Consider the following 26,564-nt stretch of genomic DNA (forward strand, 5'->3'; position numbering starts at 1 on the left):
CGTTATGTCGGGGACGCCAAGGAGCCAGCGATGCCAGTCAGATTGAAGAAGCTTGTCGGAACGGTGCTTATCGTCGCGCTCGCCGTGATCTACGCGCTCGTTGCAACCACCGTCGCAACATACCGGCTGGCCGAGTCGGCCTGGTGGGTTCACCTCATCTATTTCTTGCTGACCGGCGTGCTCTGGGTTGTTCCCGCCATGTTCATCATTCGGTGGATGGAACGTCCGCCCAAGGCGAAGAAACCGAGCTGACGCGCAGGCGAAGCCGGGATCGGAGCCTCCTGACCCTAGGCTGCGCTGTCGCGCCGCGCGCCGAGCCCATCGTCTTCCGCGAGCATCAACAGCGCATCATCGAAGCCGGCCCGGTAGAGCGCTTCCAATTCGCGGGGCACCAGATCCTCGTCGGGATCGATGACGGAAAGGACGATGTTGAGATCGGCCCCACCCAGCATGCGCACCACGCTGTCTATGTGGGTGCTCCCACATTCCACGATCACGACATCATAGGCGTCGCCCACCGCTTCGATGATCATGTGCAGACGCGACGCTCCACGCATGGCGCGCTCGGGATCGGCATTGCCGAGCGGAATGACGTCGGCGCCCGACTCCTGGTCGGCCTGTATGGTCTCGGCAATCGTCACGCCGCCGCACAGGAGGTTGGTGATGCCAGCGGGCTGTGCGGTGCCGAGCATCATGCGACCTGGGGCGCCACTGCCGGTCATGTCGACGAGAAGCACACGCTTTGAAGCAGCTGCCAAGCTGCGGGCGAGATAGACCATACCGACAGATGCCCTGTCGCCTTCCGGCGAAAGCCCGGCGACGAGATGGGCCCGCCGGGCGGACAAGATGGCGGCGATGGCAGCCGGTGAGAAGTCCTCTTCGTCTTCATCCGCCACGTCGACGCGCGGTGCGGCAGCCGGGGCGCCGGTGCCCTGCCCTGCGTCCAGCGGAGCAGGCAGCGCCGTATGGAGGTTTCCGCTGGCCTGACCCGTTGTGGCCATGGCGGTGACAGGCAATTCGCCGGCGGCAGGCCGCAGCGCGCGCCCGGAAAAGAGTTCGGCCAGCAATACGATGATCATCTGGATGAGCAGTGCCGCGACCATCACGACAATCGTGATTGGCAAGACCTTGGGATAGTATGGCTCGCTCGCGGGCACGGCGCTGGCAATAATGCGCGCATCGGCGGGCAGCGCATTGGGGTCGCCTCGCGAAATGGCCTCGCGATAGCGGGCGAGATAGGTTTCCAGGAGTTGCCGTTCGGCAGCCGCTTCGCGTTCCAGTGCGCGCAGTTCGACACCCTCTGCATCAGCCTGGGCCGAGCTGGCCTTGATGACTTCGAGCTGCCCGGCAAGTTCGGCTTCGCGCAGGCGGGCCACCTCGGCATTCGTCTCAAGACTGGCCAAAGCCTTGCGCACTTCGCCCGCGATCTGATCGTCGATGGCAGATAATTGTGCGCGAAGCCCGCGAATGCGCGGGTGGTTGCCCAGCAGTGTCGTGGAGAGATCAGCGATCTGGGACTGCAGCGCGACCTGCTGCTCGCGCAGGCGCTGGATCAGGCCGGAATCGAGCACACTGCTGACCGTGTCGACCGACCGGCCGGCTTCGAGTGCCTGGCGCGCATTGGCCGCGCGCGCTTCGGCGTCGGCGCGCTCGGAGCGAACCTGCGCCAGCTCGCCAGCGATATCGGAGAGCTGACGCGCGACCAGCGTATCGTTCTGGGCGACCAGATAAAGGTCCGACTCGGCACGATAATCGGCAATCTTGGCTTCCGCGGTGCGCACCCGTTCGCGCAAATCCGCAATTTCGGGTTCGAGCCAGGCCGTGGCATTCGAGTTCGAGGTCAGCTTGGCACCGGACTGGATCTGCAGATAGACCCGCGCCAGCGCATTGGCGACCTCGGCGGCCAGTTGAGGATCCTCCGACGAGAATTCGATCGCGATGACGCGCGAGTTCTGGATCTGGTAAACCTGAAGCTTCTCGCGAAATGCGGCAACGGCCCGGTCGATCGAGGCTTCTTCCAGCGGATCGTCGGCTGCTCCCAGGAACACCATGATATCGTTGACGATCGACGGCTGGGCCGCCGGATCAAACTCGGCGCGGGAGGCCAGATCCAGTTCGCGCACGACTTCGCGGATGCTGTCGGCGGCGCGGATCACCTCGACCTGACTGGCAATGGCCTGCTCATCCAGCATGGCATCGCGCGAAAGGCCCTCCCCGGCGCGCGTGATCGCCGCCTCGCGTTCCTCGATCAGGACCCGGCTTTCGCCGCGATAAACCGGAGCGAGGGAACTGGCGAACAGGAACGCGATGAGACCGGCAGCAAGCGTGATGGCGATCATCATGAACCGCCGTTCCCACAACGCCGCCGCCAGCCGCATGATATCGATGTCGACGTCCCCGCGTGCCTCTGCGCTGTTGGACATGATGTGAATCTCCGCTGCGATGATGGCGAATTCCGACCGAGGATCGGATCCACCGGGCTGGAGCGTAAACAATCGTGGTAAGCCAATGGTTAATGCCGATATTTCCGGTCGATGCGCTGGAGGAAGAGCGGATGACATCGGCCCTTTTTACCAGCTGTTAACCCTAATCGGTCGATAACCATGGCAACGGCGCGATCAGCGCCATTGCGTCTGGACATGGCGATGCTCGCGAAAATCGGAACGACTTACATACTGCTGTCGCTCGCCGCCGTTGCGGTGCTCGGAGGCTGTTCGGGGTACCGCCCGGCCCCGGCCGCGTTTCATGAGGCGACCATTCAGCCCTATCAGCTCGGCGCCGGCGACCGTCTGCGCGTGACCGTATTCGACCAGGAAGAGCTGACAGGCACCTACTCGATCGACCAAGCCGGATACATTTCCTTTCCGCTCGTGGGCTCTTTGCCGGCACGCGGACAGACGCTTCAGCAGATGGAATCGGCACTCGCCGCCGCACTTCGCAACGGCTACCTGCGCGATCCGGACGTGACGGTCGAGGTCGACCAATATCGATCCTTCTTCATCATGGGCGAGGTCGGTGCCGCCGGCCAGTACAGCTACGTGCCGGGCATGACCGTCCAGCAGGCGATCGCCATTGCCGGCGGGTTCACCTCGCGCGCCAATCAGGCGAACGCTGACATAACCCGCACCATCAACGGCGAAGTCATGACCGGCCGCGTGATCATTTCCGATCCGATCATGGCCGGCGACACGATCTATGTCCGCGAGCGGCTCTTCTGATCCGTGACGATGCCCGAGAAAAGCCTGCGTATCATCCATTGCTTCCGCTCTCCGGTGGGTGGGATATTCCGGCATGTGCGCGACCTTGCGGCCGAGCACAGCGCCGCAGGCCATCAGGTCGGGATCATCTGCGACAGCACGACGGGCGGGTCCTACGAGGACGCGCTCTTCGATGCGATCCGCCCGCATCTCGCTCTCGGGCTGACACGCCTGCCCATCGGGCGGTCGATTGCACCCTCCGACGTGCGTGCGGCGCTTGCGAGCTATCGGGAAATCAAGAATTTGCAGCCAGACATCCTGCATGGGCATGGCGCCAAGGGCGGCGCCTATGCTCGGATCGTCGGCTCACGGCTACGGGTTTCGAGGTATCGCGTCGCCCGTTTCTATTCGCCGCATGGCGGCAGTCTTCACTATGATGCGGCTCGCCCGTCCGGCCGATTCTTCTTTGCGATCGAGCGCATGATGGAGCGCATGACCGACCAGCTGGTCTTCGTCAGCGAGCACGAGCGGCAAACCTATCTCGACAAGGTCGGCCGCCCCCGATGCGCAGAGATGCTGGTCTATAACGGGCTGGACTCAGGAGAATTCGTGCCGGTGGCGCTGCATCGCGAGGCTGCCGACTTCCTCTATATCGGCATGATGCGCGACCTCAAGGGGCCGGATGTCTTCATCCGCGCGTTCCAGCAGGCAGAAAGATTGGCCGGAAGACCGTTCAAGGGTGTGATGGTCGGAGATGGCGATGACAAGCCGCGCTACGCAGCCATGCTGAAAGACCTTGGCCTTGATGATCGGATTTCGCTGCATGCGGCGATGAAGGCCCGTGATGCCTTTGCCATGGCCAGGAACGTCGTCATCCCCTCACGCGCCGAAGCCATGCCCTATATCGTCCTGGAAGCGATTGCCGGGGGAAAGCCGGTGATCGCCAGCCGTGTCGGCGGAATTCCCGAGATCCTCGGCGCGGAAAGCCCTGCCCTCGTGCAGCCGGGAAATGCAGATGCCCTTGCAACTGCGATGGTCCGCGCGGTCGAGGAGCCGGATTGGCTCACTACCGCGATGCCATCGATCGAGAGCTTTCGCAGGCGTTTCAGCGCGCAGAGCATGGCCGAGGCGATCGGCCAGGCCTACATCGGCGCTCATGCCGCTCCGCTGGCCGATCGAAGTGAAACGACCGCATCAAATATTTCTTAGCTCCTTCCTGCTACCTACGGTAACCTGCAAAGGATACCGCAACGATGACGAGACAGGAGAGCGCCCCGGCGCGGCAGGCCGACGGATCGGATCATGGCCGCACGGCAGAGACGGAAGTCGACGACGCCCGGCAGACCGAGCTGCGTTCTCTCGCCGACCGCATCGCGAGGCAATTGCGCGATGAGAGCTACTCTCCGCAAATGGTCACGGGGCTGTTGCGACTCTTCGAGTTTGCCGGTCTCCTGCTTCTGGCCGTCTTGATTCACGCGCTCTACGTCATGCCGGACGCGTCAAGCTTTCGTCCCGGTTATGCCGTGACGATCGTTGCCGGGTCATTGCTCGGCGTGATCCTGCTCCAGGCTGCCGACACTTATCAGGTGCCGGCCCTGCGCATGCCACTGCGCACATTCAAGCGCGCCTTCGTCGCCTGGAGCATGACGGTTGCCGCCATGGCGCTGGCTGCGTTCTTTCTCAAGGTGGGATCGGACTTCTCGCGGGTCTGGTTCGGCGCGTGGTACCTTTCGGGCCTCGCCTTTCTCTTCGTCAGCCGTCAACTCGTTGCCTGGGCCATCAGACGCTGGGCGCGTGACGGAACGATGGAACGCCGCGCCGTCATTGTCGGCGGCGGAGAACTGGCAAAACGGCTGATCCGCCAGCTCGAACAGCAGCCAGAGAACGACATTCGCATCTGCGGCATTTTCGATGACCGCGACGAGGAACGTTCGCCGTCGATCGTCGCCGGCTATCCCAAGCTCGGCAATACCGCGGACCTTGTCGACTTCGCACGACGGGCCCGCATCGACATGCTGATCATCGCGCTCCCGATCACGGCTGAAGCCCGCGTGCTTCATTTGCTGAAGCATCTTTGGGTGCTGCCGCTCGACATCCGGCTGGCAGCCCATGCAAACCGGCTGCGGTTCCGTCCACGCTCCTATTCCTATGTCGGCGCGGTGCCGATGCTGGCGATCTTCGATCGGCCGATCCGGGATTGGGATTCGGTGGCAAAGCGCGTCTTCGACGTCGCTTTCAGTCTGCTCGCCATCGCGACGCTCTGGCCGGTCATGCTCGTCACGGCGATCGCAATCAAGGCAACCTCCAAAGGCCCGATCCTCTTTCGCCAGAAGCGTCACGGCTTCAACAACGAGGAAGTGGAGATCTACAAGTTCCGTTCGATGTACACCGAGATGAGCGACCCGACGGCCCGGCTTGCGGTGACGAAGGGGGATCCACGCGTCACCCGCGTCGGCCGCATCATCCGCAAGACGTCGATCGACGAACTGCCACAGCTGTTCAACGTTCTGAAGGGGCAGCTTTCGCTTGTCGGTCCCCGCCCCCATGCGGTGATGGCGCAAACCCGCGACCGGCTGTTCGTTGAAGTCGTGGATGGGTATTTCGCGCGCCACCGCGTCAAGCCCGGCGTCACGGGCTGGGCTCAGATCAATGGCTGGCGCGGCGAAATCGACAATGACGAGAAGATCAAGCAACGCACTGCCTGCGACCTCTACTATATCGAGAACTGGTCTCTCTTCTTCGACCTCAAGATCCTGTTTCTGACGCCAATCCGCTTGCTGAATACGGAGAATGCGTATTGAGCGCCGTCGGCTACCATCCGGGGTCTGCACGAGTTGCAGCGCCGAAGGCCGCGACGTTCCGTCTGATCGGCGCTGCGCTGATGGCGTTCGGCGTCTTCCTTTCCGGCTTCGTCATCGACGAACCGGCCCCTTACGAGCTGTTCCTCGTCGGGTTGATCGGCCTGTGGGCGCTTTTCGGGCTTCGCATATCGCGCACCGTCGCACCGCTCCTGATCCTGCTGATTGTGTTCAACATCGGCGGGCTGATCGCCTTGACGCGGATGAACGACCTTGAAGGCGCACCGCTCTACATCGCCGTTTCTGTCTTTCTGGCGCTGACCTCGGTATTCTTCGCAGCGATCATCGAAGACGACGAGCGACGACTGAGACTGATCTTCGGGGCCTATATCGCCGCAGCGCTGGTGACCGCGATGCTGGGCATCCTGGGGTATTTCGGCGCCATCCCGGGGGGCGAGCGCTTTACGCTTTACGATCGTGCCCGCGGCGCATTCGGCGATCCCAACGTCTTCGGGCCCTATCTCATCCTGCCCTCCCTCATCCTGATGCACGGGATTCTTAACGGCAGATTGGCCGTCGCGCCCTTTCGCTTGCTGGCGCTGCTGATCCTTTCCTTCGGCATCTTCCTTTCGTTCTCACGCGCGGCATGGGGCGCCACCGCGCTTTCGATGATGCTTCTCGTTTTCGTCATGCTCGTCAGCCAACGTTCCGGCATCTTCCGGCTTCGCGTGCTGGTCATGGCGCTGATCGGGCTGCTCGTCCTCATCGCGGCCCTGATTTTCGCGCTGCAGTTCGATGCGGTCTCGGAGCTTTTCACGGTCCGGGCCCAATTGGTGCAGGACTATGACGGTGCGCGCTTCGGGCGCTTCGAACGCCACAAGCTCGGTTTTCTTCTTGCCATGGAAAAGCCGCTCGGTATCGGCCCACTCGCCTTCGGTCCGATCTATGGAGAAGACACGCACAATATCTGGCTGAAAGCGCTGCTCGACTATGGCTGGCTCGGCTTCGTCGCCTACCTCGCGCTGATCGTCTGGACGCTGGTATTGGGCTTTCGCTACCTGCTGCGCGAGCGGAGCTGGCAGCCCTACCTGATGACAGCCTATATCGTCTTCGTCGCCCATGTCATCGTCGGAACCGTGATCGATACCGATCACTGGCGGCACTTCTATCTCATCCTTGGGGTATTATGGGGCTGCTTCGCGCTGGAGCGACGCCACCAGCGCGAAGCTCAGCTGGTGCGGCGCCGCCCGAGCATTATGGGGACGAGCGCCGTCAGGATGAACAATCGCATCACGTGATGGGCAGCGACGAAGGTCGGGTCGGCATCGAGCAGCACGGCAATCGCAATCATCGCTTCCACGCCCCCCGGCATGAAGGCGATGAGCAACTGCCCCGTCGGCAGGTCGAACAGGCCCGCCACGAGCAGGGCGAACGCGGCGGCCAAGACACTGGCGATCACGGTGATGGCGATGCCGGCCGAAAACGCGCTGCGCAGCATCGCCAGCGTAACCCCACCGAAACGCGAGCCGATCAGCGCGCCCATGATGAGGAAGGCCGGAATCTGCAGCCAGAGCGGCATGACGCCTTCGATCGTTCCCGTGAGATGGCTGACGGTAGAAACGATCATTCCGCCAACCAGCAGCGCGGCCGGCAGTCGGAAGCGCTTGAGGACCAGACCGACCAGGATGGACAGGATGAACGTCAGGGCGATCGACAAGACGGACATCGCCGCCGCCGGGCCTTGATCTGGATCGATCTCACCGCCCATCGCGCTCACCACGACCGGCACGATAAGCGTGAGGGCAAGCACGCGGATGCTTTGCACCAAGCCGATCTGACGGATATCCGCGTTGGTGTCGGTCGACAGGCTCAGAACGTAGCTGAGATGTCCGGGCGAGGAAGCGAGCAACGCAGTCTTGCGGTCATATGCAAAATGCCGCCGGAGCCAATAGCTGGAGACGATCATGATCGCCAGCAGCGAAAAGGCCAGCAGGACGAAGCTGGCCGGCCACTGCCTCGCCGTGTCCAACACCCCTGGCGTGACGCCCGCACCGATGCTCATGCCTATCAGGATCATCGCGACGTCCGCCAAACGACCGGGCACGGCGAGCCGCGCGCCCATCAGGCCGGCAGCGGTGACGGCGATGGCCGGCCCGGTGAGGTACGGCGCCGGGAAGTGAACAAGAGACGCCACGATGGCGCCGGCGGCCGCGATCGCCAATGCGAGGCAGGCCTGCGCCGTCTCGCTTCGCGGCCGCAGCAAGGTCATCGAACCATTCCGGAACGGCTGGCGGTGCGCGCCATCACATCGGCACCGGAAAGCGGCGGTAAACCGCTTGGATATCATCGAGCACAGATTGGTCGAGCGTCAGATCGATCGCTGCGATATCGGTCCGCAGCTGCGACATCGACGTGGCGCCGATGATGGCAGCCGTCATGAAGGGGCGTGTCAGGCAGAACGCCAGCGCCATCTGGCACGGATCGAGCTGGTGTTTGCGGGCAACGGCGAGATACTCGTCCACGACGCCGAGAGATAGCGGGGTCAACCGGCCGCCAAGATCGGCCTTTGCTTCGCGCCGCGTGCCGGGCGGCGTGACATCACCCTGATACTTGCCCGAAAGCAGTCCAGCCGCCAGCGGAGAAAAGGCAAGCAAACCGACGTCCTCGTTGTGCGCCAGCTCGGCCATGTCCAGATCGAACAGGCGCTGCATGAGGCTGTATTCGTTCTGGACCGACTGGACGCGAGGCAGACCTTCGCGCTCGGCGATGGCGAGATATTGCGATGTTCCCCAGCATGTCTCGTTGGACAGGCCAACATGGCGGACCTTGCCGGCCTTCACCGCGTCATCGAGACCACGGAGAATGTCATGGATCTCGGTCACGACCTCATCGCGATCCTGTGTGCTCGGATCATAGCTCCATGACTGACGGAAATGGTAGGAATCGCGGTTCGGCCAGTGGATCTGATAAAGATCGATATGGTCGGTTCCCAACCGCTTCAGGCTGCCATCCACTGCCGCAACGATATCTTCGCGACCAAGCTTGGCGCCGTCGCGAATCCATTTCGGTCCCGGCCCGGTGGCCTTGGTGGCCAGTACGATGTCGGAACGCTTGCCTGTCTCGCGGAACCAGTTGCCGACGATCTCTTCGGTCGCGCCCTGCGTTTCGGCCGAAGTCGGGTTGGTCGGATACATCTCCGCGGTGTCGAAGAAATTGATGCCTTTGCCGACCGCATAGTCCATCTGCTCGTGCGCTTCGGCCTGGGTGTTCTGCGTACCCCAGGTCATTGTTCCGAGGCAAAGCGCGCTGACTTCAAGTCCGGTGCGTCCGAGCTTGCGGTACTTCATCGAGGATATCCTGCTGAGCGATAAGGTAAGGCTACCTGACTTATCTCAGGCAGCTCCTCTCTCCAATAGCAGCAGGCAATTTTCAAGCCCCTGGCAGGGCTTCGCGGCAATTCGTTCAGTGCCGTTGCGGTCCGACAAGAGCGCCGGCCATTTCGCCGATGATCGCGGCACGATCGGCATCCACGCGAGCCTCATGTTGCCGCATCCAGTCTTGCTGTGTTTCCTGCAGGCCCGGGAGCAGCAAGGGGCCTACGGTCAAGGCAACCGCGCAGGCAATCTGAATGACGGGAACACCGGCGACGTTCACTGACCAAAGCGTTCTCATTGTTTCTCCCGATCCCTGGTGCCGACGCCAACGCATGATTCGCACACACGTACAAAAACTTGACAACAACACTCATCTTTAATAGCCATTGCCCGAGCATCGCCGGCGTGTCAAGCGGCGCAGCTTTGCCACGCCAGCCTCTCAAACGGATCGGGCCGGATCATGACAGACGACGACAGCCTCTTCATGCTGATCAATCTGCACAAGGCCGCGGCCGAGCCTGTTGGAAATCAGGGCGACGGGCTTGCAGCGGAATTCATGGAAATCTTCCGAAGAGAAATGGCGCGCCGGCATCCATTGCCGCCCTACCCGGTCGACACGTCGGACAATGTCCTTATGTTTCGACGTAGTGGCTTTTCTGGGCCAGACGTTGAATGCGACAGCACCGACCGCGATGCGTCGGAAAAATAGGGAGCCGACACGGCATGTATATCGCCATGAACCGATTCAAGGTGAAACAAGGCTCGGAAGAGGCCTTCGAACGCGTCTGGAAGGATCGTGATTCGTCCCTCACAGAGGTCCCCGGCTTCGTGGAGTTCCGACTGCTGCGCGGAAAACTGGACGAGGACGAAGGCTGTACGCTCTTTGCCTCGCACACGATCTGGCGGTCGGAAGACGATTTCGTTGCCTGGACCCGTTCGGAGAATTTCCGCAAGGCGCACCGCAATACGGGCGACGGGAAGGTCGACTATATCGGACATCCGCGATTTGAAGGATTTTCGGTCGTCGAAGGTGCCTGAGTGCAGGCGCCATGGCTTGGGTGAAAATGGTCGGAGCGGCGGGATTCGAACCCACGACCCCTACACCCCCAGTGTAGTGCGCTACCGGGCTGCGCTACGCTCCGACCTGCCCAAAGGCTGCACCGTCTCTAGTCCGTCATTTCGGGCAAAGCAAGAGCGCAGCCTTTGAAAACATCCGATCATCGGACCTGATCGAGCAACCTCTTGCATTCCAGCAGGTCGTAGAGCGCCTCCTGCAGCAAGGCCCGGTTTTCCTTTGACAGGTCCACGGCCTTGTCGTCGCCTTTTTCGCCGTCACCGCCGAACCCGAAAAAGCGCCGACCTGCAGGAGCCTTGGCCTTTCCGACGACCTGATCGCCATCGCTTGCTGCCGGCTCTGGCGCATTGGCGGCAGCCTCCGCCGTCAACGCCTCCAACGTGACAACGTCCCCGCTGCCAACGGCAATCACGAATTTCGGGCCATTCTGCTTCAGCAGCTTCTGAACGCCCTTGATGGTATAGCCCTGATCGTAAAGCAGGTGCCGAATGCCCTTGAGGAGTTCGACATCATCGGGCCGATAATAGCGACGGCCGCCGCCGCGCTTCATCGGCTTTATCTGTGAAAACCGACTTTCCCAGAACCGCAGCACATGCTGCGGAAGGTCCAGGTCATCGGCCACTTCGCTGATCGTTCGAAATGCGTCCGGACTCTTTTCCATCCCATACCCCATACTACAGGAGATGATTCTCATGCATTTCAGGGCGTTGAACGCAATTTTTCAAGTGTCTAAAACACAGTTGCACAGAAATTCAACGGCGTGGGGCGTTTGAGAGCGCAATCAAACCGCGGTGCGAACAGCCTTTTCGCGGCCCTGTCGCGTCAAATGAGATTTGAGCACGCGTTGCTTCAACACATTCGATGCCTTGAACGTCATGACGCGGCGCGGCGATATCGGGACTTCCTCACCCGTCTTGGGGTTACGCCCGACGCGCTCGTTCTTGTCGCGGACCTGGAAGGTGGCGAATGACGACAGCTTGACCGTCTCGCCGCGCACGATGGCGTTGCAGACTTCCTCGATCACCATCTCGACCAATGCGGCGGATTCCGTGCGGGACAACCCGACTTTCCTGAAAACGGATTCCGCCAAATCCGCCCTTGTCACCGTTTTTCCGCCCATCATCCCCGTTCCGAATATTCAAAACGAATGTCTTGATGTTCAATAGATTGAGACTATTGACGTTCCGTCTGACCGTCAAGGAAGGAGACGTGCTGCGCTGCAAGCGCGACCGATCCGAACCGGCCTACCAGCGCACCAGCACCGCACCCCATGTGAAACCGCCACCCATCGCTTCCAGCAGGACGAGATCGCCCTTCTTTATGCGGCCGTCGGCCGCCGCCTCGGCGAGCGCCAACGGGATCGAGGCAGCCGAGGTGTTGCCATGATGATCGACCGTCACGACGACCTTCTCCGGTGCGATGCCAAGCTTGCGGGCAGAAGCGTCGATGATCCGCACATTCGCCTGATGGGGAACGAACCAGTCGATGTCGGTCGATCCGTAACCGGTCTTCTCATAGACCGCCTCGATGACGTCCGTGATCATGCCGACCGCGTGCTTGAACACCTCGCGGCCTTCCATGCGCAGATGTCCGACGGTGCCGGTGGTGGAGGGTCCGCCGTCTACGTAGAGTTTTTCGCGGTGGCTGCCGTCCGAGCGGAGCTTCGCGGTCAGGACCCCACGGTCGCCGACGCTGCCCGCCCCCTCACCTGCTTCCAGGACGAGGGCGCCAGCGCCGTCGCCGAAGAGGACGCAGGTGCTGCGGTCATTCCAGTCGAGAAGCCGGGAGAAGGTCTCCGAACCGATCACGAGCGCCCGCTTCGCCATGCCGCCCCGCAGATAGAGGTCGGCAGTGGTCAGCGCATAGACGAAACCCGTGCACACGGCCTGAACATCGAATGCTGCCCCATGGGTGATGCCGAGGCGCGCCTGGATGTTGACGGCTGTTGCGGGGAACGTGTTGTCCGGCGTGGAGGTGGCCAGCACGATCAGATCGATGTCCTCGGGCTTCAAGCCTGCATTGTCGAGGGCAGCGCGCGCCGCATTTTCACCCAGCGAGGCGGTCGTTTCGCCCTCGCCTGCAATATGGCGCTGGCGAATCCCCGTGCGCTGCACGATCCATTCGTCACTCGTCTCGACCACGTTCTCGAAGTCGCGGTTGGCCATGACCTTTCTTGGCAAGGCGGAGCCGACGCCGCGAACGATTGATCTGATCATTTCTTTTCCTGTTCAGGCAAAACTTCACATTGCACGACGCTACGGTCTGAAATCCTAGATGCTCGCCTGCATCTCGGCACGCGCCGGCATCCGTCGCGCATGATAAAGATCGAGATCACGCGAGATCTTCTGGCGCAGGTCGTTGCGCGCCATATCGAACCCAACCTCGACGGCTGCGGCGAAGCCTTCGACATCGGTGCCGCCGTGGCTCTTGATCACGATGCCGTTGAGACCGAGGAAGACGCCGCCGTTGCCGCGGCGAGGATCCATCTTTTCGCGCAGACGGTCGAACGCGTCGCGGGCCAGAAGATAGCCGAGTTTCGCGCGCCAGGTCCTTGTCATCGCCGCGCGCAAATAGCCGCCGATCTGCCGGGCAGTCCCCTCGGCTGTCTTCAAGGCGATATTGCCGGAGAAGCCCTCGGTAACGACGACGTCGACGATGCCCTTGCCCAGATCGTCGCCTTCGACGAAGCCATGATAGTTGAGGCTCAGGAAATCCGCTTCGCGCAGCAGCCGGCCTGCTTCCTTGACCTCTTCCTGCCCCTTGATTTCCTCGACACCGATGTTGAGCAGACCGACTGTCGGACGCTCGATGCCAAAGAGTGCGCGCGCCATGGCGGCGCCCATCATCGCAAAGTCGATCAGTTGCTGGGCATCGGCGCCGACCGTTGCGCCGACATCAAGGACGATGCTCTCGCCGCGCAGCGTCGGCCATATGGCAGCGATCGCCGGGCGCTCGATGTTGGCCATGGTGCGCAGACAGAATTTCGACATGGCCATCAACGCGCCAGTGTTGCCAGCCGAAACGCACACATCGGCGTCGCCGGACTTCACCGCCTCGATGGCGCGCCACATGGACGAGCGCCAGCGGCCGCGACGCAAGGCCTGGCTCGGCTTGTCGTCCATCCGCACGGCAATCTCGCAGTGGTGGAATTCGCTGGCCGCGGCCAGCTTGGGAAAGCGCTCGAGATAGGGACGGCAGCGTTCCTCGATGCCGAATATCAGGAACCTCGCGTCGGGATAGCGCTCCAGTGCCTTGGCCGCTCCGGGTATCACAACCTCCGGTCCCTGGTCGCCGCCCATGGCGTCGAGAGAAATTCTTATCACGCTATCCTGTCCGTTTCGTCACGAGCTCGGGTGCCTTCCGGCGCGGGCCGAAAATACTGCTTTTCGCCTCACGTACAACTCTATTGTCGGGAAATTGCGGGCATGAGATGGCCGTGGGCAGGTCCATCGCCGCTTCATCGCAAGAATGAACCCGCGATCAGCCTCAGTTCTCTCCCCCCTTCCAGTCCTTCAAAGCGGCGAAGGGCGATGGTGCCGTTTCGCCATCATCGTCCCGGCTTTCGATGTGTTCACCAAAGCGAACGCCCGGCTTGCGCGGATAGCGGTCGATGGCCATCGCCGCGAATTCGGCAGCCACGGCGCCCGCGTCAATGACATCGCCGGCAAACGGTTCAGGCATATCCGGTCCTTCCGCATCGATCACGATCTCGCCTCCCGACAGATCCGTCATACGGGCGAGCTTGGAGCCGTCAGGAACGAATGTCGCCGACACCGGCTCCTCGATATTCTGAACGACCGGCTCCAAAGTGACGACGCAAGGCTGCTCGACACGGCACTTCACCGTTCCGGTGAGCCTTACTCCATCGCGCTTCCACCGAACCACCTCGAAAGTGGCGGCGAAATCGAGAACGGCGCTGACACCCCAATCGCGGGCCAGTGCCTCCCGTTCGGTCATATCAGCTTCCATCTTGACGGTCAGCGGGTTGGCCGACACGTGACCGACATTGATCTTGTAGGCAAATGGTCCGGTCGTGCTCATCAGCTCGCCTCCGAAGCTGTGCGGTGCTGGGGTGCGGGAAATTCGACGCGGCCGGAGAGGATTGCCGCTTCCGGCTGGGCAGCCACATTGCGTGCTGCTGCATGCAGATGGCTGGCCAGCCCCGCCATACCCTCCGAAACGCCCGGAGCATCGCCTGCACCCGGATGGACATTCCTGGTGAGGGCCATGGCGAGCGCCTCGTCATCGCCAGCGGCAAGGGCAGCGTCGTAGGCTTCGTAGCGACCGTAGAACATGCGGGCGAGCTTCTTCATGCGCTTGGGCACGCCCATATCCCCGATACCGATCTCACGGATGGAGTGGTCGATATCCTGAAAAAACGTGTCGACCAGGTCCTGCGCAAAGGCGTGTCCGGCCGGACTGGCGCCGGAAAGCCGCCGGACGAGAACGACCATGTGGGCGGCAACCATCTCAAAACGGCCCATCACCGTGTCGGGCACCGACATCTGCTCGTAGAATACAGGCTGACGCGCCGCCTCGGTCAACGCCATATAGACATCGTCGACGATGCGCCGATTGCTTTTTTTGCGCCCGAATAGTCCGAATACCATGAAATCGCCTTGGTCCGCGTTTCTGACAGCCACTCGCCCGGCGGGGCAGTTGCAACATGATCGCGGCTGGTTTACCGAAGCAGGCGCGAAAAGCAACGTCGAGGGGCAGCGCCTTTGCGCTTCGGGCCCGCACCGGAAAGGCCGCCAGGCCAGCCATTTGAGGGAGATGTCGTTGAAGCGACGGTATTTCAAGTCCGGCCGCACCCTGCTCAGCGCAGGCACGGTCGCCGTGATCATGTCGGGTGGCATGCTGGCCGGATGCTCCACCACGGAGGTTCTGCAGCAGGGTTATGTGCTCGACGAGGACGCACTGGCGCTGACGCCGGTCGGGTCGAGCCGCGAACAGGTGCTTTTGTCGCTAGGAACGCCCTCGACGACCGCCACCTTCGACAATGACGAGGTGTTCTACTACATCTCGCAGACGCGCACGCGCAGCATGGCCTTCATGAAGCCGCAGCTCGTGGACCAACGCGTCCTTGCCGTCTATTTCAACGAGGAAGGCACCGTTTCACAGATTGCGAACTATACGCTGCAGGACGGGCGCGTTTTCGACCTGATTTCGCGCACGACGCCGACCGGCGGACGCGACCTCACGTTCCTTGGACAGTTGCTGGCCGGACCTGGAGAGGGTCAGATTCCCAACCCGTTCGGCCCCAATACGGACGGCAATCCCTACTGAGCCGGACCGACAGAGACGCAAAAAACCCCGCGGATACTCAAATCCGCGGGGTTTTTTCTTGGCGATGGGTTCGCCGTCAGTGCGCCAGAACAGCCAACAGAAGCAGCGCCACGATGTTGGTGATCTTGATGGCCGGATTCACCGCAGGGCCTGCCGTGTCCTTATAAGGATCGCCGACCGTGTCACCGGTGACGGACGCCTTGTGCGCCTCCGATCCCTTGACGTGCTTGACCCCGTCCTTGTCGATGAACCCATCCTCGAAGGATTTCTTGGCGTTGTCCCAGGCGCCTCCGCCTGACGTCATGGAAATGGCCACGAAGAGACCATTGACGATGACGCCGAGCAGCGACGCACCGAGCGCGGCGAAGGCAGATGCACGCGAGCCGGAAATCAGCAGCACGCCGAAGTAGACGACGAGCGGCGCCAGCACGGGCAGAAGCGAGGGAACGATCATCTCCTTGATCGCCGCCTTGGTCAGAAGGTCAACCGCGCGCGCGTAGTTCGGCTTGGATGTGCCGGCCATGATGCCCGGATCATCACGGAACTGTCGGCGAACCTCTTCGACGATCGAGCCTGCCGCCCGTCCGACGGCGGTCATCGCGATGCCACCGAAGAGATACGGGATGAGACCGCCAAAGATCAGACCGGCAACGACGTACGGGTTGGAAAGGGAGAACGAGATGTCCTCCATGCCCTGGAAGTACGGGTAGGTCTGCGCATTCGCCATGAAGTATTCGAGGTCGTTGGAATAGGCTGCAAAAAGCACCAGCGCGCCGAGACCGGCGGAGCCGATAGCATAGCCCTTCGTCACGGCCTTCGTCGTGTTGCCGACCGCATCGAGCGCGTCGGTGGAACGACGGACTTCGGACGGCAGACCCGCCATCTCGGCAATGCCGCCGGCGTTGTCCGTCACCGGGCCGAACGCATCGAGCGCGACGATCATGCCGGCAATGCCGAGCATCGCCGTGACAGCGATCCCGATGCCGAACAGTCCGCCGAGCTGGAACGTCGACAGGATGCCGCCGACGATGACGATGGCGGGAAGCGCCGTCGATTCCAGCGAAACGGCAAGCCCCTGGATCACGTTGGTGCCGTGGCCGGTCACCGAGGCCTGCGAGATGGAATTGACCGGACGCTTGTTGGTGCCGGTATAGTACTCCGTGATCCAGACGATGAGGCCGGTGACGACGAGACCGAGGATCCCGCAGATAAAGAGATTCGTCCCGGAAATCGCCATGCCGTCGACTTCGCCGATATCGCCCCACCCGACAGTCAGCGACGTCGCGGCGCCGAGGCCGATGATGGAAAGCAGGCCGGTCACTATCAGACCCTTGTAGAGGGCTCCCATGATCGAGCCATTGGATCCGAGACGAACGAAGAAGGTGCCGACGATCGACGTTATGATGCAGGCTCCGCCAATCGCCAGCGGATAGAGCATCACGGCCTCGAGCATGTCCGTTCCGGCGAAGAAGATGGCACCGAGAACCATGGTGGCCACCACCGTCACCGCATAGGTTTCGAAGAGGTCGGCTGCCATGCCGGCACAGTCACCGACATTGTCGCCGACATTGTCGGCAATCGTCGCGGGGTTGCGCGGATCATCCTCAGGAATGCCGGCCTCGACCTTGCCGACGAGATCGCCGCCCACGTCGGCCCCCTTGGTGAAGATGCCGCCGCCGAGACGGGCGAAGATCGAGATCAGGGATGCACCGAAGCCAAGGGCAACGAGGGCATCGATCACCACGCGATCGGATGATTCATATCCCAGTCCACCGGTGAGAATTGCGTAGTAGACGGAAACGCCCAGCAGAGCGAGACCGGCGACCAGCATGCCGGTGATCGCACCGGACTTGAACGCGATGTCGAGACCGGCCGAAAGGCTGTGCGATGCCGCCTGCGCGGTGCGCACATTGGCGCGGACCGAGACGTGCATGCCGATGAACCCTGCCAGTCCGGACAGTACGGCACCAATCAGGAAGCCGAAGGCTGCGGTTCCTCCCAACAGCCACCATGTGATCGCGAAGACGACCGCGCCGACGATCGCAATCGTAGTGTATTGGCGGGTGAGATAGGCCTGCGCGCCTTCTCGAATAGCGCCCGCAATCTCCTGCATGCGCTCATTGCCCTGGTCAGCTGCCAGCACCGATTGCGTCGCCCAGATGGCATATGCAACCGACAGCAGCCCGCAGGCGATGACGGCGATAAGAATTGTCATTCGCTGAATTCCTCCTGATTGGACCGGACTTGATCCCCCAATACCGGCCGATGACCATGCCGCAGCGCGCCGCTAAGCGCGACGCTCTGCCGCATTGGGCGCGATGATTGCTGCACCGCATGAGGGCCGTCAAGTAGTCAATGCACTCAGGAGGAGGGGTTCAGAGCGTCGCAAGCGCTCTGTTGGAGATCGTCCGATTGGCGGCATGAACCTCTCGCTTGCGCTCAAGTGCCTCGATCACCGCGCCCGGAAAATCGGCCTCGTACATCTGGCTCATGCTCCACAAGCCGCCGGGCGTATAGACATTGATCTCGAGGATCTTGTCGCCGACGATATCGAGCCCGACGAGGAACATACCGTCCTGGATCAGTTTGGGGCGCACCAGTTCGGCAACCTCCAGCATGGTGTCCGTCACCTTGACCTTCTCGGCCGTGCCCTGGACGTGGATGTTGGAACGCACTTCGCCCTTTGCCGGCACGCGGCGGAGCGCGGCAAACTTGCCACCAAGCTCCAGCGGCTTGCCGTTCATGACGAACAGGCGGACATCGCCCGACTTGGCCTCGGGAATGTATCCCTGGGCGATCAGATAGCCTTCGCCGCTCACCGCCTCGAATATCTGGTTGAGGTTGGCATCGGTCGGAGTGTCGACCTTGAAGACATTCTTCCCGCCCGAACCCTGAAGCGGCTTGACGATAACGCCCTTGGGCTGGTTCTCGATGAATGACTTGATCTCGTCGATGCTCTTGGAGATCAGGGTTTCGGGCCGTACGCGCTCCGGAAAGCCCTGGAAGTAGAGCTTGTTCTGGGCGAGAGCGAGCCCGTCCGGATCGTTGACGACAAGCACGCCGCGTTCGCTGGCCAGTCGCCCGAACATGGCGCCGACATGCGCTGCCCACGGCCTTTCGTAAGCGTCATCCGACGGATCGTTGCGCAAAAAGAGAACGTCGAGATCGGCGACGTCGATGGTCTCGATCTTGGTACCATCGCCGTGAAGGTCCTTGTGCAGGGTCTCCGGCTTCTTGTATTTGGCACGCGGCAGACTGACGGCCCGCACCATCAACGAATCATCCGGGCGCAGGACGAAATCGCCGGGCGTGACGTAGTATATCTCGTGGCCGCGATTGAGTGCTGCCAATGCCAGCACCGTCGTGGTGAAGTGCGGGGCTTCGCCCTCGATCGAATTGATAAAAAAAACAATGCGCATCAGAAGTCCTCGGTTGCGGCCATGTCGACCGGTGACAGTCCGTCCCGCGCACGCTGAAGACGCGCTTCGGCCTGTGAATGATTGAGAAAGAGCGGTGTGAGGACGGGCGCCTTGAGAAGGCCGCGTTCGCCAAGCTCCTGCATGATGTGAAAATGCGATGCCGCGATCTTGCCCATCCAGAAAGGCTCGAGCGCGCCACCGGCTCGCAGGTGATCCAGCACCTGATAAAGGCCACGCAGATAGATCGCGTCCTTTGCAAGCCCTCCGGAGCGATGGACGCGGACGCAGATGCCGAAGGCGTCGCGGGCGGAGAAGCCATGCTCCTTGACTAGAAGGTCGTAGACCTCCTGAAAGGCCGCGCCATCGAGCATCGCCGCGCAGGCAACGACCCTCGCCGCCACAAGACGCAACCGCCGGACAGTCATCCCGCCGACGAGATACTCGGCAAAAACGGCAAGCCCTTCCTGAACACCCTCATAACCGGCCAGCCCGCTTCGAAAGATCCAGAGACCCTGCGATGAGCCGTTGAAATAGGTCAGGAGATGCACGCCGATCTCGTGACTGAGAAGGGCCTCGACGCGGTTGCGCAACAGCATCGTATCGCGTGCAATCAGGAGACGCCTGCCCGACACCATGAGCCCGGCCGGCAGATCGTCGCGGAGTTCGATCGTCGCGTCGAAACCTGGGCAGGCCGCGTTGTAACGCTCGATCATCTTCGCTGCTGCGCTTGCGACATGGTGGCAATCGACGTGATCCACCGGCTCGCTCGTTCCACCGGCCTGCGCCTCCGTTTCGCGTAGAATTGCGTGGGCAGCGCGTTGCAAGCTGGAGCGAACCGAACCGTAAAGCGCCCGTCCGACCTCGCGAAACCGCGGCGTGTCGCGCGCGGCAAGCATGGTCAGCTGCAGGTCCAACTCCTGCTGTTTCTCGCGATAGAGAGCATGAAGGACCGGGTCCTCGAAATGATCGAACGGGATGGAGAAGAGCCGCCTCTTCGCTTCGTCGATGCGGATCGTGAGCGGTCGATAGAGCAACCGTGGCTCACGCTGATATCCTCCCGACTGAAACTCCTGCCAGGCCGCAGCGGAATTGATCGGTGTCGCCGCGAGGAGAAAATCAAACATCGACGCGATCTCGTCGATGCTGCGGTCGGCACTGCGTACCGCGTCGACAAACACCTGGCGTCCGAGCGCGCGATGGGTGGTCAGCTTCAGATGCGATGCCTGTTCGATGAATGCGGCGATCGCCTTGAGGCCAGCGTCGTAGATGTTCGCCACGACCCGCTCACGAAGGGCCGGATAGATGCCACCGTCGCCGGGGGTCCGGTAGATCGGCGCGAAGCTTACGGAGAGACAGACGAAGCGCGTCAGGGAACTGAGCGACTGACCACCTTTCCCCTCCTCGCTCGCGCAGCGTTCGATGCGTGGCGAGCGGAACTTCGCCTTGACCGCCTCGGCCGCGCTCTCGAAGGCATCGGCCGCGGCCTGGGCGGCGGGTGCCCGAGGCGCTGAAAGGATGATCTCGAAGGGAGGCAGATATGGCGCGTCGTCGGTCAGGAGCGCGTCTTGACCCAATTCGTCTACGCTGAGGACAATGAAGGCTCCGAACCGCTCGGCCATGGCACCGCCGATTACGTCGATTACCTCCGCCGCTCGCTCGATGCTGCCGGCAACGACATAGGATGCGTTTGCCATGGCGATCTGGCGGGCCGCGTCCGCCGCGTGCTCACCCATCACATGGACACACACGAAGGGTACGGGCCGATCGACATGGACGCGGCCGCCGTCCTCAAGTTCCAGGCGGACTGGCTTGCCGGACTTCAACCCTTCTTCCAACGCATCGCGCCAAGCTTCGTCCACGCGGGCCGGCCGGCCATCATCAGGTCGCGCACTCATTGCGAACCCAAAGCTTGCTCCAGCACCGGCAGCGACGTGCGGATCATCTGGCGCAGATCATCGAGAACGACCCGGTCCGGCTGCCCCGTCCATTCGTCCATGAACATTTTCTTGAATTCGATGGCGATGGCGCAGCCCGTGGTCGGAAAGTTGGTGTGCACGAATCGCGTCTGCTCTCCCTTGCCCTGGAACGCCACGTTTTCCCGGACATCGGGCGCGCGTCCGGCCAGGCGAGACGACCGCAAGTGCTCGATGAAGGGATCGACGACGCCTGCCCAGCGCGCCCGATCCATGGAGAACGTGCCGATGTTGATTTCCGGGGCTTCGACTTCGTCCCTCGGCGGCGCGTCGGGTCCATCGCGGCGATGATTGTAGCTGTGAATGTCGAGCAGGACGAAGTGGCCGTGACGGCGCTGCATCCGCTCCAGAGTGAAGCGCAACATGGCGTAATATTCATCGTAGGATGACAGCGACGCCTCGACTTCGGAAGCCGACGGCTGCTCCTTCCAGACCTTGAGGCCCCATGATTGCTCGGGGCGCACATAGATCGCCTCGTCGCGCGCCCTGTTCAGGTCGAACTCGAACCTGGAATGGTGGCAGATGATCCGATTGGGGACATCGCGCGTAGTGTACTCTGTGAAGGGATCCTCTTCGCGAAGGCGGTCCTGCTCGCCAAGCGCCAAATCGTCGGCGACCTCCGGGCGGACCGCATGCCCATTGTGGATGGCGGTCGCGATAACGGGCGCTTCGCCGGTATGGATGGTCCACCAATCTCCCGCTTCATGCGGTAGTCCGACGTCATCGCCGGGGTCGTTTGCTACGTGTATGGTCAATTCGCTGTCCTCGCTTGCGCCTTGCAGCATCTAGCGGCTGCATTGGGCGCCTTGGAAACGGAGGACGAGAGTCGACAGTTCCGCGATCGAACGTCACGGATTGTGAACAATCACTGCCCGTGAAGGCGTTTATCCGCGGCAACCTGCAATGCCAGAACCAGGAGGCAGGCACCGGCGACCGGCCAGACGAGGAAAGCGAGACTCTCCCAGCCCCACACATTGAGGACCACGCCGGATGCCAGCGACGCGAGCGCCACAAGCGAGAAAAGGACCGTGTCGTGGAAGCCCTGCACCTTGTTCTTTTCCGACGGCCTGTAGGTCGCAGTCACCATTGCCGTCGAACCGATGAAGCCGAAGTTCCAGCCAAGACCGAGAAGTATCAGCGAAAGCCAGAAGTTCCATAGCTCGATGCCGGCATAGGCGACGGCGGCGCAGATGATGAGGATAACCAGACCCGTCGATACGACCGCCGTCTGTCCGAAGCGCACGATCAACCGCCCCGTGAAGAAGCTCGGCGCGAACATCGCCATCACGTGCCATTGGATGCCGAGCGTCGCGAGGTCCGGCGAGAAGCCGCAGGCGACCATGGCGAGAGGCGCGCCGGTCATCAGGAACGTCATGAGCGTGTAGGAGCCGACACTGCATGTCAGAGCCGTGAGGAAGCGACGCTGGGATACGATCTCGACAAGTGGTCGTGCCGGGCTTTCCGCCTCGTCGGACGCATCGCCCGCGACAGCTTCCGGAATCCTTAGGAAGGAAAGGATGATCATTCCGATGAGGCCGAGCGCGATCAGGGCGACATAGACACCGGCAAAGGGCACGGTCGGGAAAGCCTGTCGGGTGAAGATCACCGTTTGCGGCCCGATGATCGCGGCAAAGACGCCGCCGGCCAGCACCCAGGAGATGGCCTTGGGCTTGAAGGATGGCGGCGCGCCATCGGCAGCGGCAAAGCGATATTGCTGAACGAATGCCCCGCCGATCCCGACGATGAGCAGACCGAAGGCGAAGAACCAGAATTCATGCATGAAGAGTGCCAGCGCAGCCAGCCCTCCGCCGATGCCAGTGACGGCAGCGCCGCTCATGAATCCCAGCCGGCGGCCGACGCCGCGCATGATCCAGGCGGCGCCAAGGGCGCCGATCGCCAACCCCACGTTGAAACCGGTGACAGGCGCCGTCGCCAGGGACTTGTCTGTGCTCAGGAGATAATCGCCGGCCAGCCCGCCCATCGATATGCTGATCGGGGCGGCCGCGCCGACGACGGCCTGCGCGGCACACAGGACAAGCGCGTTGCGCTTGGCTAGCGATCGCCCGACGCTGCCGGTCCGCAGCCGGTCGCCGGTCTCGACGTTGGCCGCGGCATCCGTCATTCGTCGCGGCCGGACTTCTTGATCCGGCCGCTGGCGGGCCTCGTTTCGGGACGATAGCGCCGCGCGAGACGATCGAGTACGGCGTTGACGATTTTCGGTTCCTCGCCCTCATAGAAGGCGCGGGCAATATCGACGTACTCGGTGACGATCACGGCGATTGGCACGTCCTTGCGCTCCGACAATTCCAGCGTGCCGGCGCGCAGGATGGCCCGCAGCGTGGAATCAAGGCGCGAGAGCGGCCAGTCCATGGTCAATGCAGACGCTATGATCGGGTCGAGACGGCGCTGACCGGCGACGACGCCGGAAACGATCGAGCGGAACCAGGCCGCATCAGCCTGACGGTAGGTTTCGCCATCGATCTCCCGGCCAAGGCGATGGGTCTCGTATTCGGCCACGACCTCGGTCAAGCCCGTGCCGCCGACGTCCATCTGATAGAGCGCCTGAACGGCAGCGAGCCGTGCGGCACCGCGCTGGTTCGCCGGCTTGACCTCGGGCTCTCTCGGCGCTTCCCCGCCGCTGTGCGTTTCGTCTGTGCTCACTTGTCGTTCAGCCTGTTCTTCATGGCGATCATGGTGAGAGCGGCACGCGCCGCAAAGCCTCCTTTGTCCTTGTCATCCTGGCGCGCGCGCGCCCATGCCTGCGCTTCGTTCTCGACCGTCAGGATGCCGTTGCCGATCGCAAGCGATTCGCTGACCGCAAGGTCGGTCAGCGCCCGGCACGACTCGTTGGCGACGATCTCGAAATGGTAGGTCTCGCCGCGGATGACGGTGCCAAGAGCGACGTAGCCGTCGTATCGCTCCCCGCCTTCGTCTTCAGCATCGAGCGCCATGGCGATCGTCGCCGGAATTTCGAGAGCACCCGGCACGGTGACGACATCATAGCTGGCGCCTGCCTTGTCCAGCGCTGCCTTGGCGCCCGCCAGAAGCGCATCGGACAAATCATCATAAAAACGTGCTTCGACGACCAACACATGCGTTCTTGACGTTTTCGCCATGACGATACGGTCCTTTCCGGGGGACGACGGGCGGCTCTGGGGTGTGGCGCGGGACAAACCACGCCGATACGCCGATGGCAAGCAGTTTCGCGCCCGACCGGGCCGATCCGCGCTTTATCGTGGCGCAAATTCGGCAAGGCGCGCGGCATAGCGAGCCATTTGGTCAATCTCAAGATTGACCCGATCACCAGTTCGGCGCTCACCCCATGTGGTAGCTTCAAGCGAGTGCCGGATGAGGAGCACGTCGAACCGCGAGCCTTCGACACCATTGACCGTCAGCGACGTGCCATCCAGCGAGATGGATCCCTTTCGGGCGATGAAGGGAGCAAGACTGTCTGGCGCCTCAATGAGAAAGCGGGCCGCCTCTCCCTCGCCCGTGACGGAAATGATCGTGGCGGTGGCATCGACGTGACCGGAAACGAGGTGCCCACCCAGTTCGTCACCGATTTTAAGCGATCGTTCGAGATTGACCCGTGTGCCCGCTCGCCATGTGCCGATCGTGGTCAGGCGTAGCGCCTCTTCCCAGGCCTCGACCTCGAACCAGGCTTCGTTCGGCCCGTTGTCGGGAAGGGCCGTCACCGTCAGACAAGGGCCGCCACACGCAATTGACGCTCCGATGTCGATGGTATCGGTATCGTAGCTCGTCGCCATGCGAATGCGAACGCCGCCGGCGACCGGGGTGATGGCCGAGACCGCGCCAACGTCCGTAACGATACCCGTGAACATCAGCGCTGCCTCTCCAGTTCGATGAAATCGTCCGGCCCGTAGCGCGCGCTTCGGACGCAGCGGAAGCCATGCAGAGGGGAGGACGCCGTGAAGGGCGCGTCGATGCCTTCCGCGCCAATCGAGCCTGAACCGGTAAACAGAGCGATCCTGTCGACGAGATCGTCACGCAGGAAAGCGGCAGCAATTGCGCCTCCTCCCTCCACGAGAAGCGTCGCTATCCCTCGCGCGCTCAGGTCGTCCAGAAGTTCCGGCAACGCGATGCGGCCGTTGTGCTGCGCGCAGGCGATGAATTCGACACCGTCCTCCCGCAGCGTCTTCTGCGCCGCCCGGTCTGCCGTGGTCGCAACAAGCAGCGGCACCTGCCGGCTCGATCGGACCAGACGTGACGTCCGCGCAAGGCGTATCTCGTCGTCAAGCACGATGCGCATCGGCGAACGCTCCTCGAGGCCGGGAAGCCTGCAGGTCAATTCGGGATCGTCTTCCAATGCGGTGCCGATGCCGATGAGGATGGCATCGCTCTCGCTGCGCAGGAGATGCGACTGGCGACGTGCGATATCAGCGGTGATGGCGATCTGCCCCGCGCCTCGTCGACCAATTTTGGCGTCGGCAGAAATTGCAAGCTTCAGCGTGACATGCGGGCGACTTCTCGTCCTTTGCATGAGATAGCCGGCCAGGGCGTGCTCGGATTGGCGGGACAAAACGCCAGATACCGTCTCAACACCGGCGGCCTCGAGGATGGCAAATCCCTTGCCCATAACACGGTGGTCCGGGTCCATGGTGGCCGCGACCAGACGCCGGATGCCGGAACGGGCAAGCGCTTCGGCGCACGGTGGCGTGCGGCCATGGTGGGCGCAGGGCTCCAGCGTGACATAGGCGGTCGCCCCCCTCGCCCGCTCACCCGCCTCGCCAAGCGCTTCCGCCTCGGCATGCGGCCGACCGCCACGCGCCGTTATCCCGCGTCCGACGATGTGCGGTCCGGCGCCATCGTCGCGGACAATCAGCGTCGCGACGGAAGGATTCGATCCGGTCAGCCCGCTGTGGCGCAGCGAAAATCGGATCGCGGCTGCCATGAAGCGGCGATCCACATCGCCCGCCTTGCTGTCGTCAGCCATTTCGCTCATGCCCGGCATCGCCGTTTATCTGAGCGCTCAACTCAGCGATGACCTTTTCGAAGTCCTCGGCGCCGCTGAAATCGCGGTAGACCGAGGCGTAGCGCACGAAAGCCACGTCATCGAGGGCCTTCAGCGCCTCGATGACCATCAGACCGATCTGTTCCGAGGGCACGTCCTGCTCGCCCGAACTTTCGAGCCGGCGAACGATGCCGGAGACGGCCCGCTCGATCCGTTCCCGGTCGACAGGCCGTTTGCGCAGCGCGATCTCGAACGAGCGCATGAGCTTGTCGCGGTCGAAGGGCACCCGCCGTCCGGTCTTCTTGAGGACCGTCAGTTCGCGCAGTTGCACTCGCTCGAATGTGGTGAATCGTCCGCCGCAATTGGGACAGACGCGCCGCCGACGGATGGCGGTACCATCCTCGGCGGGACGCGAATCCTTGACCTGGCTGTCTTCCGACGAACAGTAGGGGCAGCGCATCCTGCAA

General features: G+C 62.4%; 28 protein-coding genes and 1 tRNA gene. 9 read left to right on the plus strand and 20 right to left on the minus strand.

Annotated elements, in window-relative coordinates; genetic code table 11:
* Positions 1-30: 30 nt before the first annotated feature.
* Positions 31-252, plus strand: a complete 222-nt coding sequence (locus tag CN673_RS10505; protein ID WP_099866448.1) for a DUF2842 domain-containing protein — start codon at positions 31-33, stop codon at positions 250-252.
* A 35-nt stretch (positions 253-287) separates the two neighbouring features.
* Here the strand turns inward: CN673_RS10505 and CN673_RS10510 are convergent, their stop codons facing one another.
* Positions 288-2,423 carry a GumC family protein gene (locus CN673_RS10510; RefSeq protein ID WP_157928870.1) on the minus strand — a complete coding sequence of 712 codons (2,136 nt, stop codon included), beginning with the start codon at positions 2,421-2,423 and terminating at the stop codon, positions 288-290.
* A gap of 222 nt (positions 2,424-2,645) precedes the next feature.
* Here CN673_RS10510 and CN673_RS10515 point away from each other — a divergent pair, with 222 nt between their 5' ends.
* From CN673_RS10515 to CN673_RS10530, 4 genes are all read left to right on the plus strand, one after another.
* On the plus strand, positions 2,646-3,218 hold the full coding sequence (locus CN673_RS10515; RefSeq protein WP_099866449.1) for a polysaccharide biosynthesis/export family protein: 573 nt from the start codon (positions 2,646-2,648) through the stop codon (positions 3,216-3,218).
* Between the two features lie 9 nt (positions 3,219-3,227).
* Positions 3,228-4,406: a glycosyltransferase gene (locus CN673_RS10520; protein WP_099866236.1), complete on the plus strand. Its 1,179-nt coding sequence runs from the start codon at positions 3,228-3,230 to the stop codon at positions 4,404-4,406.
* A gap of 44 nt (positions 4,407-4,450) precedes the next feature.
* Entirely contained in the window at positions 4,451-5,998 is a 1,548-nt protein-coding gene (locus tag CN673_RS10525; RefSeq protein ID WP_099866237.1) for an undecaprenyl-phosphate glucose phosphotransferase, read from the plus strand.
* 80 nt (positions 5,999-6,078) lie between these two features.
* Complete coding sequence (locus CN673_RS10530; RefSeq protein WP_370853032.1) at positions 6,079-7,293, plus strand: O-antigen ligase family protein; 1,215 nt, start codon at positions 6,079-6,081, stop codon at positions 7,291-7,293.
* Here CN673_RS10530 and CN673_RS10535 read toward each other — a convergent pair.
* Both CN673_RS10535 and CN673_RS10540 read right to left on the minus strand, forming a co-directional pair.
* Positions 7,224-8,264: an AbrB family transcriptional regulator gene (locus tag CN673_RS10535; RefSeq protein ID WP_099866239.1), complete on the minus strand. Its 1,041-nt coding sequence runs from the start codon at positions 8,262-8,264 to the stop codon at positions 7,224-7,226. The genes CN673_RS10530 and CN673_RS10535 overlap by 70 nt on opposite strands.
* 34 nt (positions 8,265-8,298) lie before the next feature.
* Entirely contained in the window at positions 8,299-9,342 is a 1,044-nt protein-coding gene (locus CN673_RS10540) for an aldo/keto reductase (protein ID WP_099866240.1), read from the minus strand.
* Between CN673_RS10540 and CN673_RS20895 the strand changes: the two genes are divergently transcribed.
* From CN673_RS20895 to hmuQ, 3 genes are all read left to right on the plus strand, one after another.
* Positions 9,329-9,652, plus strand: coding sequence for a hypothetical protein (locus tag CN673_RS20895; RefSeq protein ID WP_157928871.1), 324 nt, complete (start codon positions 9,329-9,331; stop codon positions 9,650-9,652). The two genes, CN673_RS10540 and CN673_RS20895, sit on opposite strands and share 14 nt — an antisense overlap.
* A 177-nt stretch (positions 9,653-9,829) precedes the next feature.
* Complete coding sequence (locus CN673_RS10550) at positions 9,830-10,078, plus strand: hypothetical protein (protein WP_099866242.1); 249 nt, start codon at positions 9,830-9,832, stop codon at positions 10,076-10,078.
* Between the two features lie 14 nt (positions 10,079-10,092).
* The gene (hmuQ, locus tag CN673_RS10555) at positions 10,093-10,407 is read left to right on the plus strand and encodes a heme-degrading protein HmuQ (protein WP_099866243.1); all 315 of its coding nucleotides are present in this window, start codon (positions 10,093-10,095) and stop codon (positions 10,405-10,407) included.
* 27 nt (positions 10,408-10,434) lie between these two features.
* Here hmuQ and CN673_RS10560 read toward each other — a convergent pair.
* The 7 genes from CN673_RS10560 to CN673_RS10590 all read right to left on the minus strand — a co-directional run bounded on the left by CN673_RS10560 (position 10,435) and on the right by CN673_RS10590 (position 15,054).
* A tRNA-Pro gene (locus CN673_RS10560) sits at positions 10,435-10,511 on the minus strand.
* Positions 10,512-10,586: 75 nt separating this feature from the next.
* Positions 10,587-11,105 (minus strand): MerR family transcriptional regulator, encoded by a 519-nt coding sequence (locus CN673_RS10565; RefSeq protein WP_099866244.1) that lies wholly within the window; start codon positions 11,103-11,105, stop codon positions 10,587-10,589.
* 120 nt (positions 11,106-11,225) lie between these two features.
* Positions 11,226-11,564 carry an integration host factor subunit alpha gene (locus CN673_RS10570; RefSeq protein ID WP_099866450.1) on the minus strand — a complete coding sequence of 113 codons (339 nt, stop codon included), beginning with the start codon at positions 11,562-11,564 and terminating at the stop codon, positions 11,226-11,228.
* Positions 11,565-11,688: 124 nt separating this feature from the next.
* The gene (locus CN673_RS10575) at positions 11,689-12,660 is read right to left on the minus strand and encodes a beta-ketoacyl-ACP synthase III (RefSeq protein WP_099866245.1); all 972 of its coding nucleotides are present in this window, start codon (positions 12,658-12,660) and stop codon (positions 11,689-11,691) included.
* A gap of 54 nt (positions 12,661-12,714) precedes the next feature.
* Entirely contained in the window at positions 12,715-13,767 is a 1,053-nt protein-coding gene (gene plsX, locus CN673_RS10580; RefSeq protein WP_099866246.1) for a phosphate acyltransferase PlsX, read from the minus strand.
* Positions 13,768-13,930: 163 nt separating this feature from the next.
* A complete protein-coding gene (locus CN673_RS10585; protein WP_099866247.1) occupies positions 13,931-14,485 on the minus strand; it encodes a YceD family protein in 555 nt (184 codons plus the stop codon).
* Positions 14,485-15,054: a ubiquinol-cytochrome C chaperone family protein gene (locus tag CN673_RS10590; protein ID WP_099866451.1), complete on the minus strand. Its 570-nt coding sequence runs from the start codon at positions 15,052-15,054 to the stop codon at positions 14,485-14,487. Before CN673_RS10590 ends, CN673_RS10585 begins: the two co-directional genes overlap by 1 nt.
* A 166-nt stretch (positions 15,055-15,220) precedes the next feature.
* On the opposite strand from CN673_RS10590, the gene CN673_RS10595 reads away from it, so the two are divergent.
* Positions 15,221-15,733, plus strand: coding sequence for an outer membrane protein assembly factor BamE (locus CN673_RS10595; RefSeq protein WP_099866248.1), 513 nt, complete (start codon positions 15,221-15,223; stop codon positions 15,731-15,733).
* 76 nt (positions 15,734-15,809) lie between these two features.
* Here the strand turns inward: CN673_RS10595 and CN673_RS10600 are convergent, their stop codons facing one another.
* The 10 genes from CN673_RS10600 to nrdR form a co-directional block, all read right to left on the minus strand.
* The gene (locus CN673_RS10600; RefSeq protein ID WP_099866249.1) at positions 15,810-17,948 is read right to left on the minus strand and encodes a sodium-translocating pyrophosphatase; all 2,139 of its coding nucleotides are present in this window, start codon (positions 17,946-17,948) and stop codon (positions 15,810-15,812) included.
* A 160-nt stretch (positions 17,949-18,108) separates the two neighbouring features.
* On the minus strand, positions 18,109-19,152 hold the full coding sequence (locus CN673_RS10605; RefSeq protein ID WP_099866250.1) for a glutathione synthetase: 1,044 nt from the start codon (positions 19,150-19,152) through the stop codon (positions 18,109-18,111).
* Complete coding sequence (locus CN673_RS10610; RefSeq protein WP_099866251.1) at positions 19,152-21,047, minus strand: flavohemoglobin expression-modulating QEGLA motif protein; 1,896 nt, start codon at positions 21,045-21,047, stop codon at positions 19,152-19,154. The genes CN673_RS10605 and CN673_RS10610 overlap by 1 nt, the downstream gene beginning before the upstream one ends.
* On the minus strand, positions 21,044-21,880 hold the full coding sequence (locus tag CN673_RS10615) for an N-formylglutamate amidohydrolase (RefSeq protein ID WP_245409855.1): 837 nt from the start codon (positions 21,878-21,880) through the stop codon (positions 21,044-21,046). The genes CN673_RS10610 and CN673_RS10615 overlap by 4 nt, the downstream gene beginning before the upstream one ends.
* 110 nt (positions 21,881-21,990) lie before the next feature.
* A complete protein-coding gene (locus CN673_RS10620) occupies positions 21,991-23,247 on the minus strand; it encodes an MFS transporter (protein WP_099866253.1) in 1,257 nt (418 codons plus the stop codon).
* Positions 23,244-23,786 carry a transcription antitermination factor NusB gene (gene nusB, locus CN673_RS10625; RefSeq protein ID WP_099866254.1) on the minus strand — a complete coding sequence of 181 codons (543 nt, stop codon included), beginning with the start codon at positions 23,784-23,786 and terminating at the stop codon, positions 23,244-23,246. The genes CN673_RS10620 and nusB overlap by 4 nt, the downstream gene beginning before the upstream one ends.
* Entirely contained in the window at positions 23,783-24,241 is a 459-nt protein-coding gene (gene ribH, locus CN673_RS10630; RefSeq protein WP_099866255.1) for a 6,7-dimethyl-8-ribityllumazine synthase, read from the minus strand. Before ribH ends, nusB begins: the two co-directional genes overlap by 4 nt.
* A 114-nt stretch (positions 24,242-24,355) precedes the next feature.
* Positions 24,356-24,967 carry a riboflavin synthase gene (locus CN673_RS10635; protein WP_099866256.1) on the minus strand — a complete coding sequence of 204 codons (612 nt, stop codon included), beginning with the start codon at positions 24,965-24,967 and terminating at the stop codon, positions 24,356-24,358.
* Positions 24,967-26,079 (minus strand): bifunctional diaminohydroxyphosphoribosylaminopyrimidine deaminase/5-amino-6-(5-phosphoribosylamino)uracil reductase RibD, encoded by a 1,113-nt coding sequence (gene ribD / locus CN673_RS10640; RefSeq protein WP_370853033.1) that lies wholly within the window; start codon positions 26,077-26,079, stop codon positions 24,967-24,969. Before ribD ends, CN673_RS10635 begins: the two co-directional genes overlap by 1 nt.
* Complete coding sequence (nrdR, locus tag CN673_RS10645; protein WP_099866257.1) at positions 26,072-26,557, minus strand: transcriptional regulator NrdR; 486 nt, start codon at positions 26,555-26,557, stop codon at positions 26,072-26,074. The genes ribD and nrdR overlap by 8 nt, the downstream gene beginning before the upstream one ends.
* Positions 26,558-26,564: the final 7 nt, after the last annotated feature.

Origin of the sequence: Neopararhizobium haloflavum (assembly GCF_002750855.1) — a bacterium.
In the GTDB taxonomy this organism is placed as follows: Bacteria; Pseudomonadota; Alphaproteobacteria; order Rhizobiales; family Rhizobiaceae; genus Georhizobium; species Georhizobium haloflavum.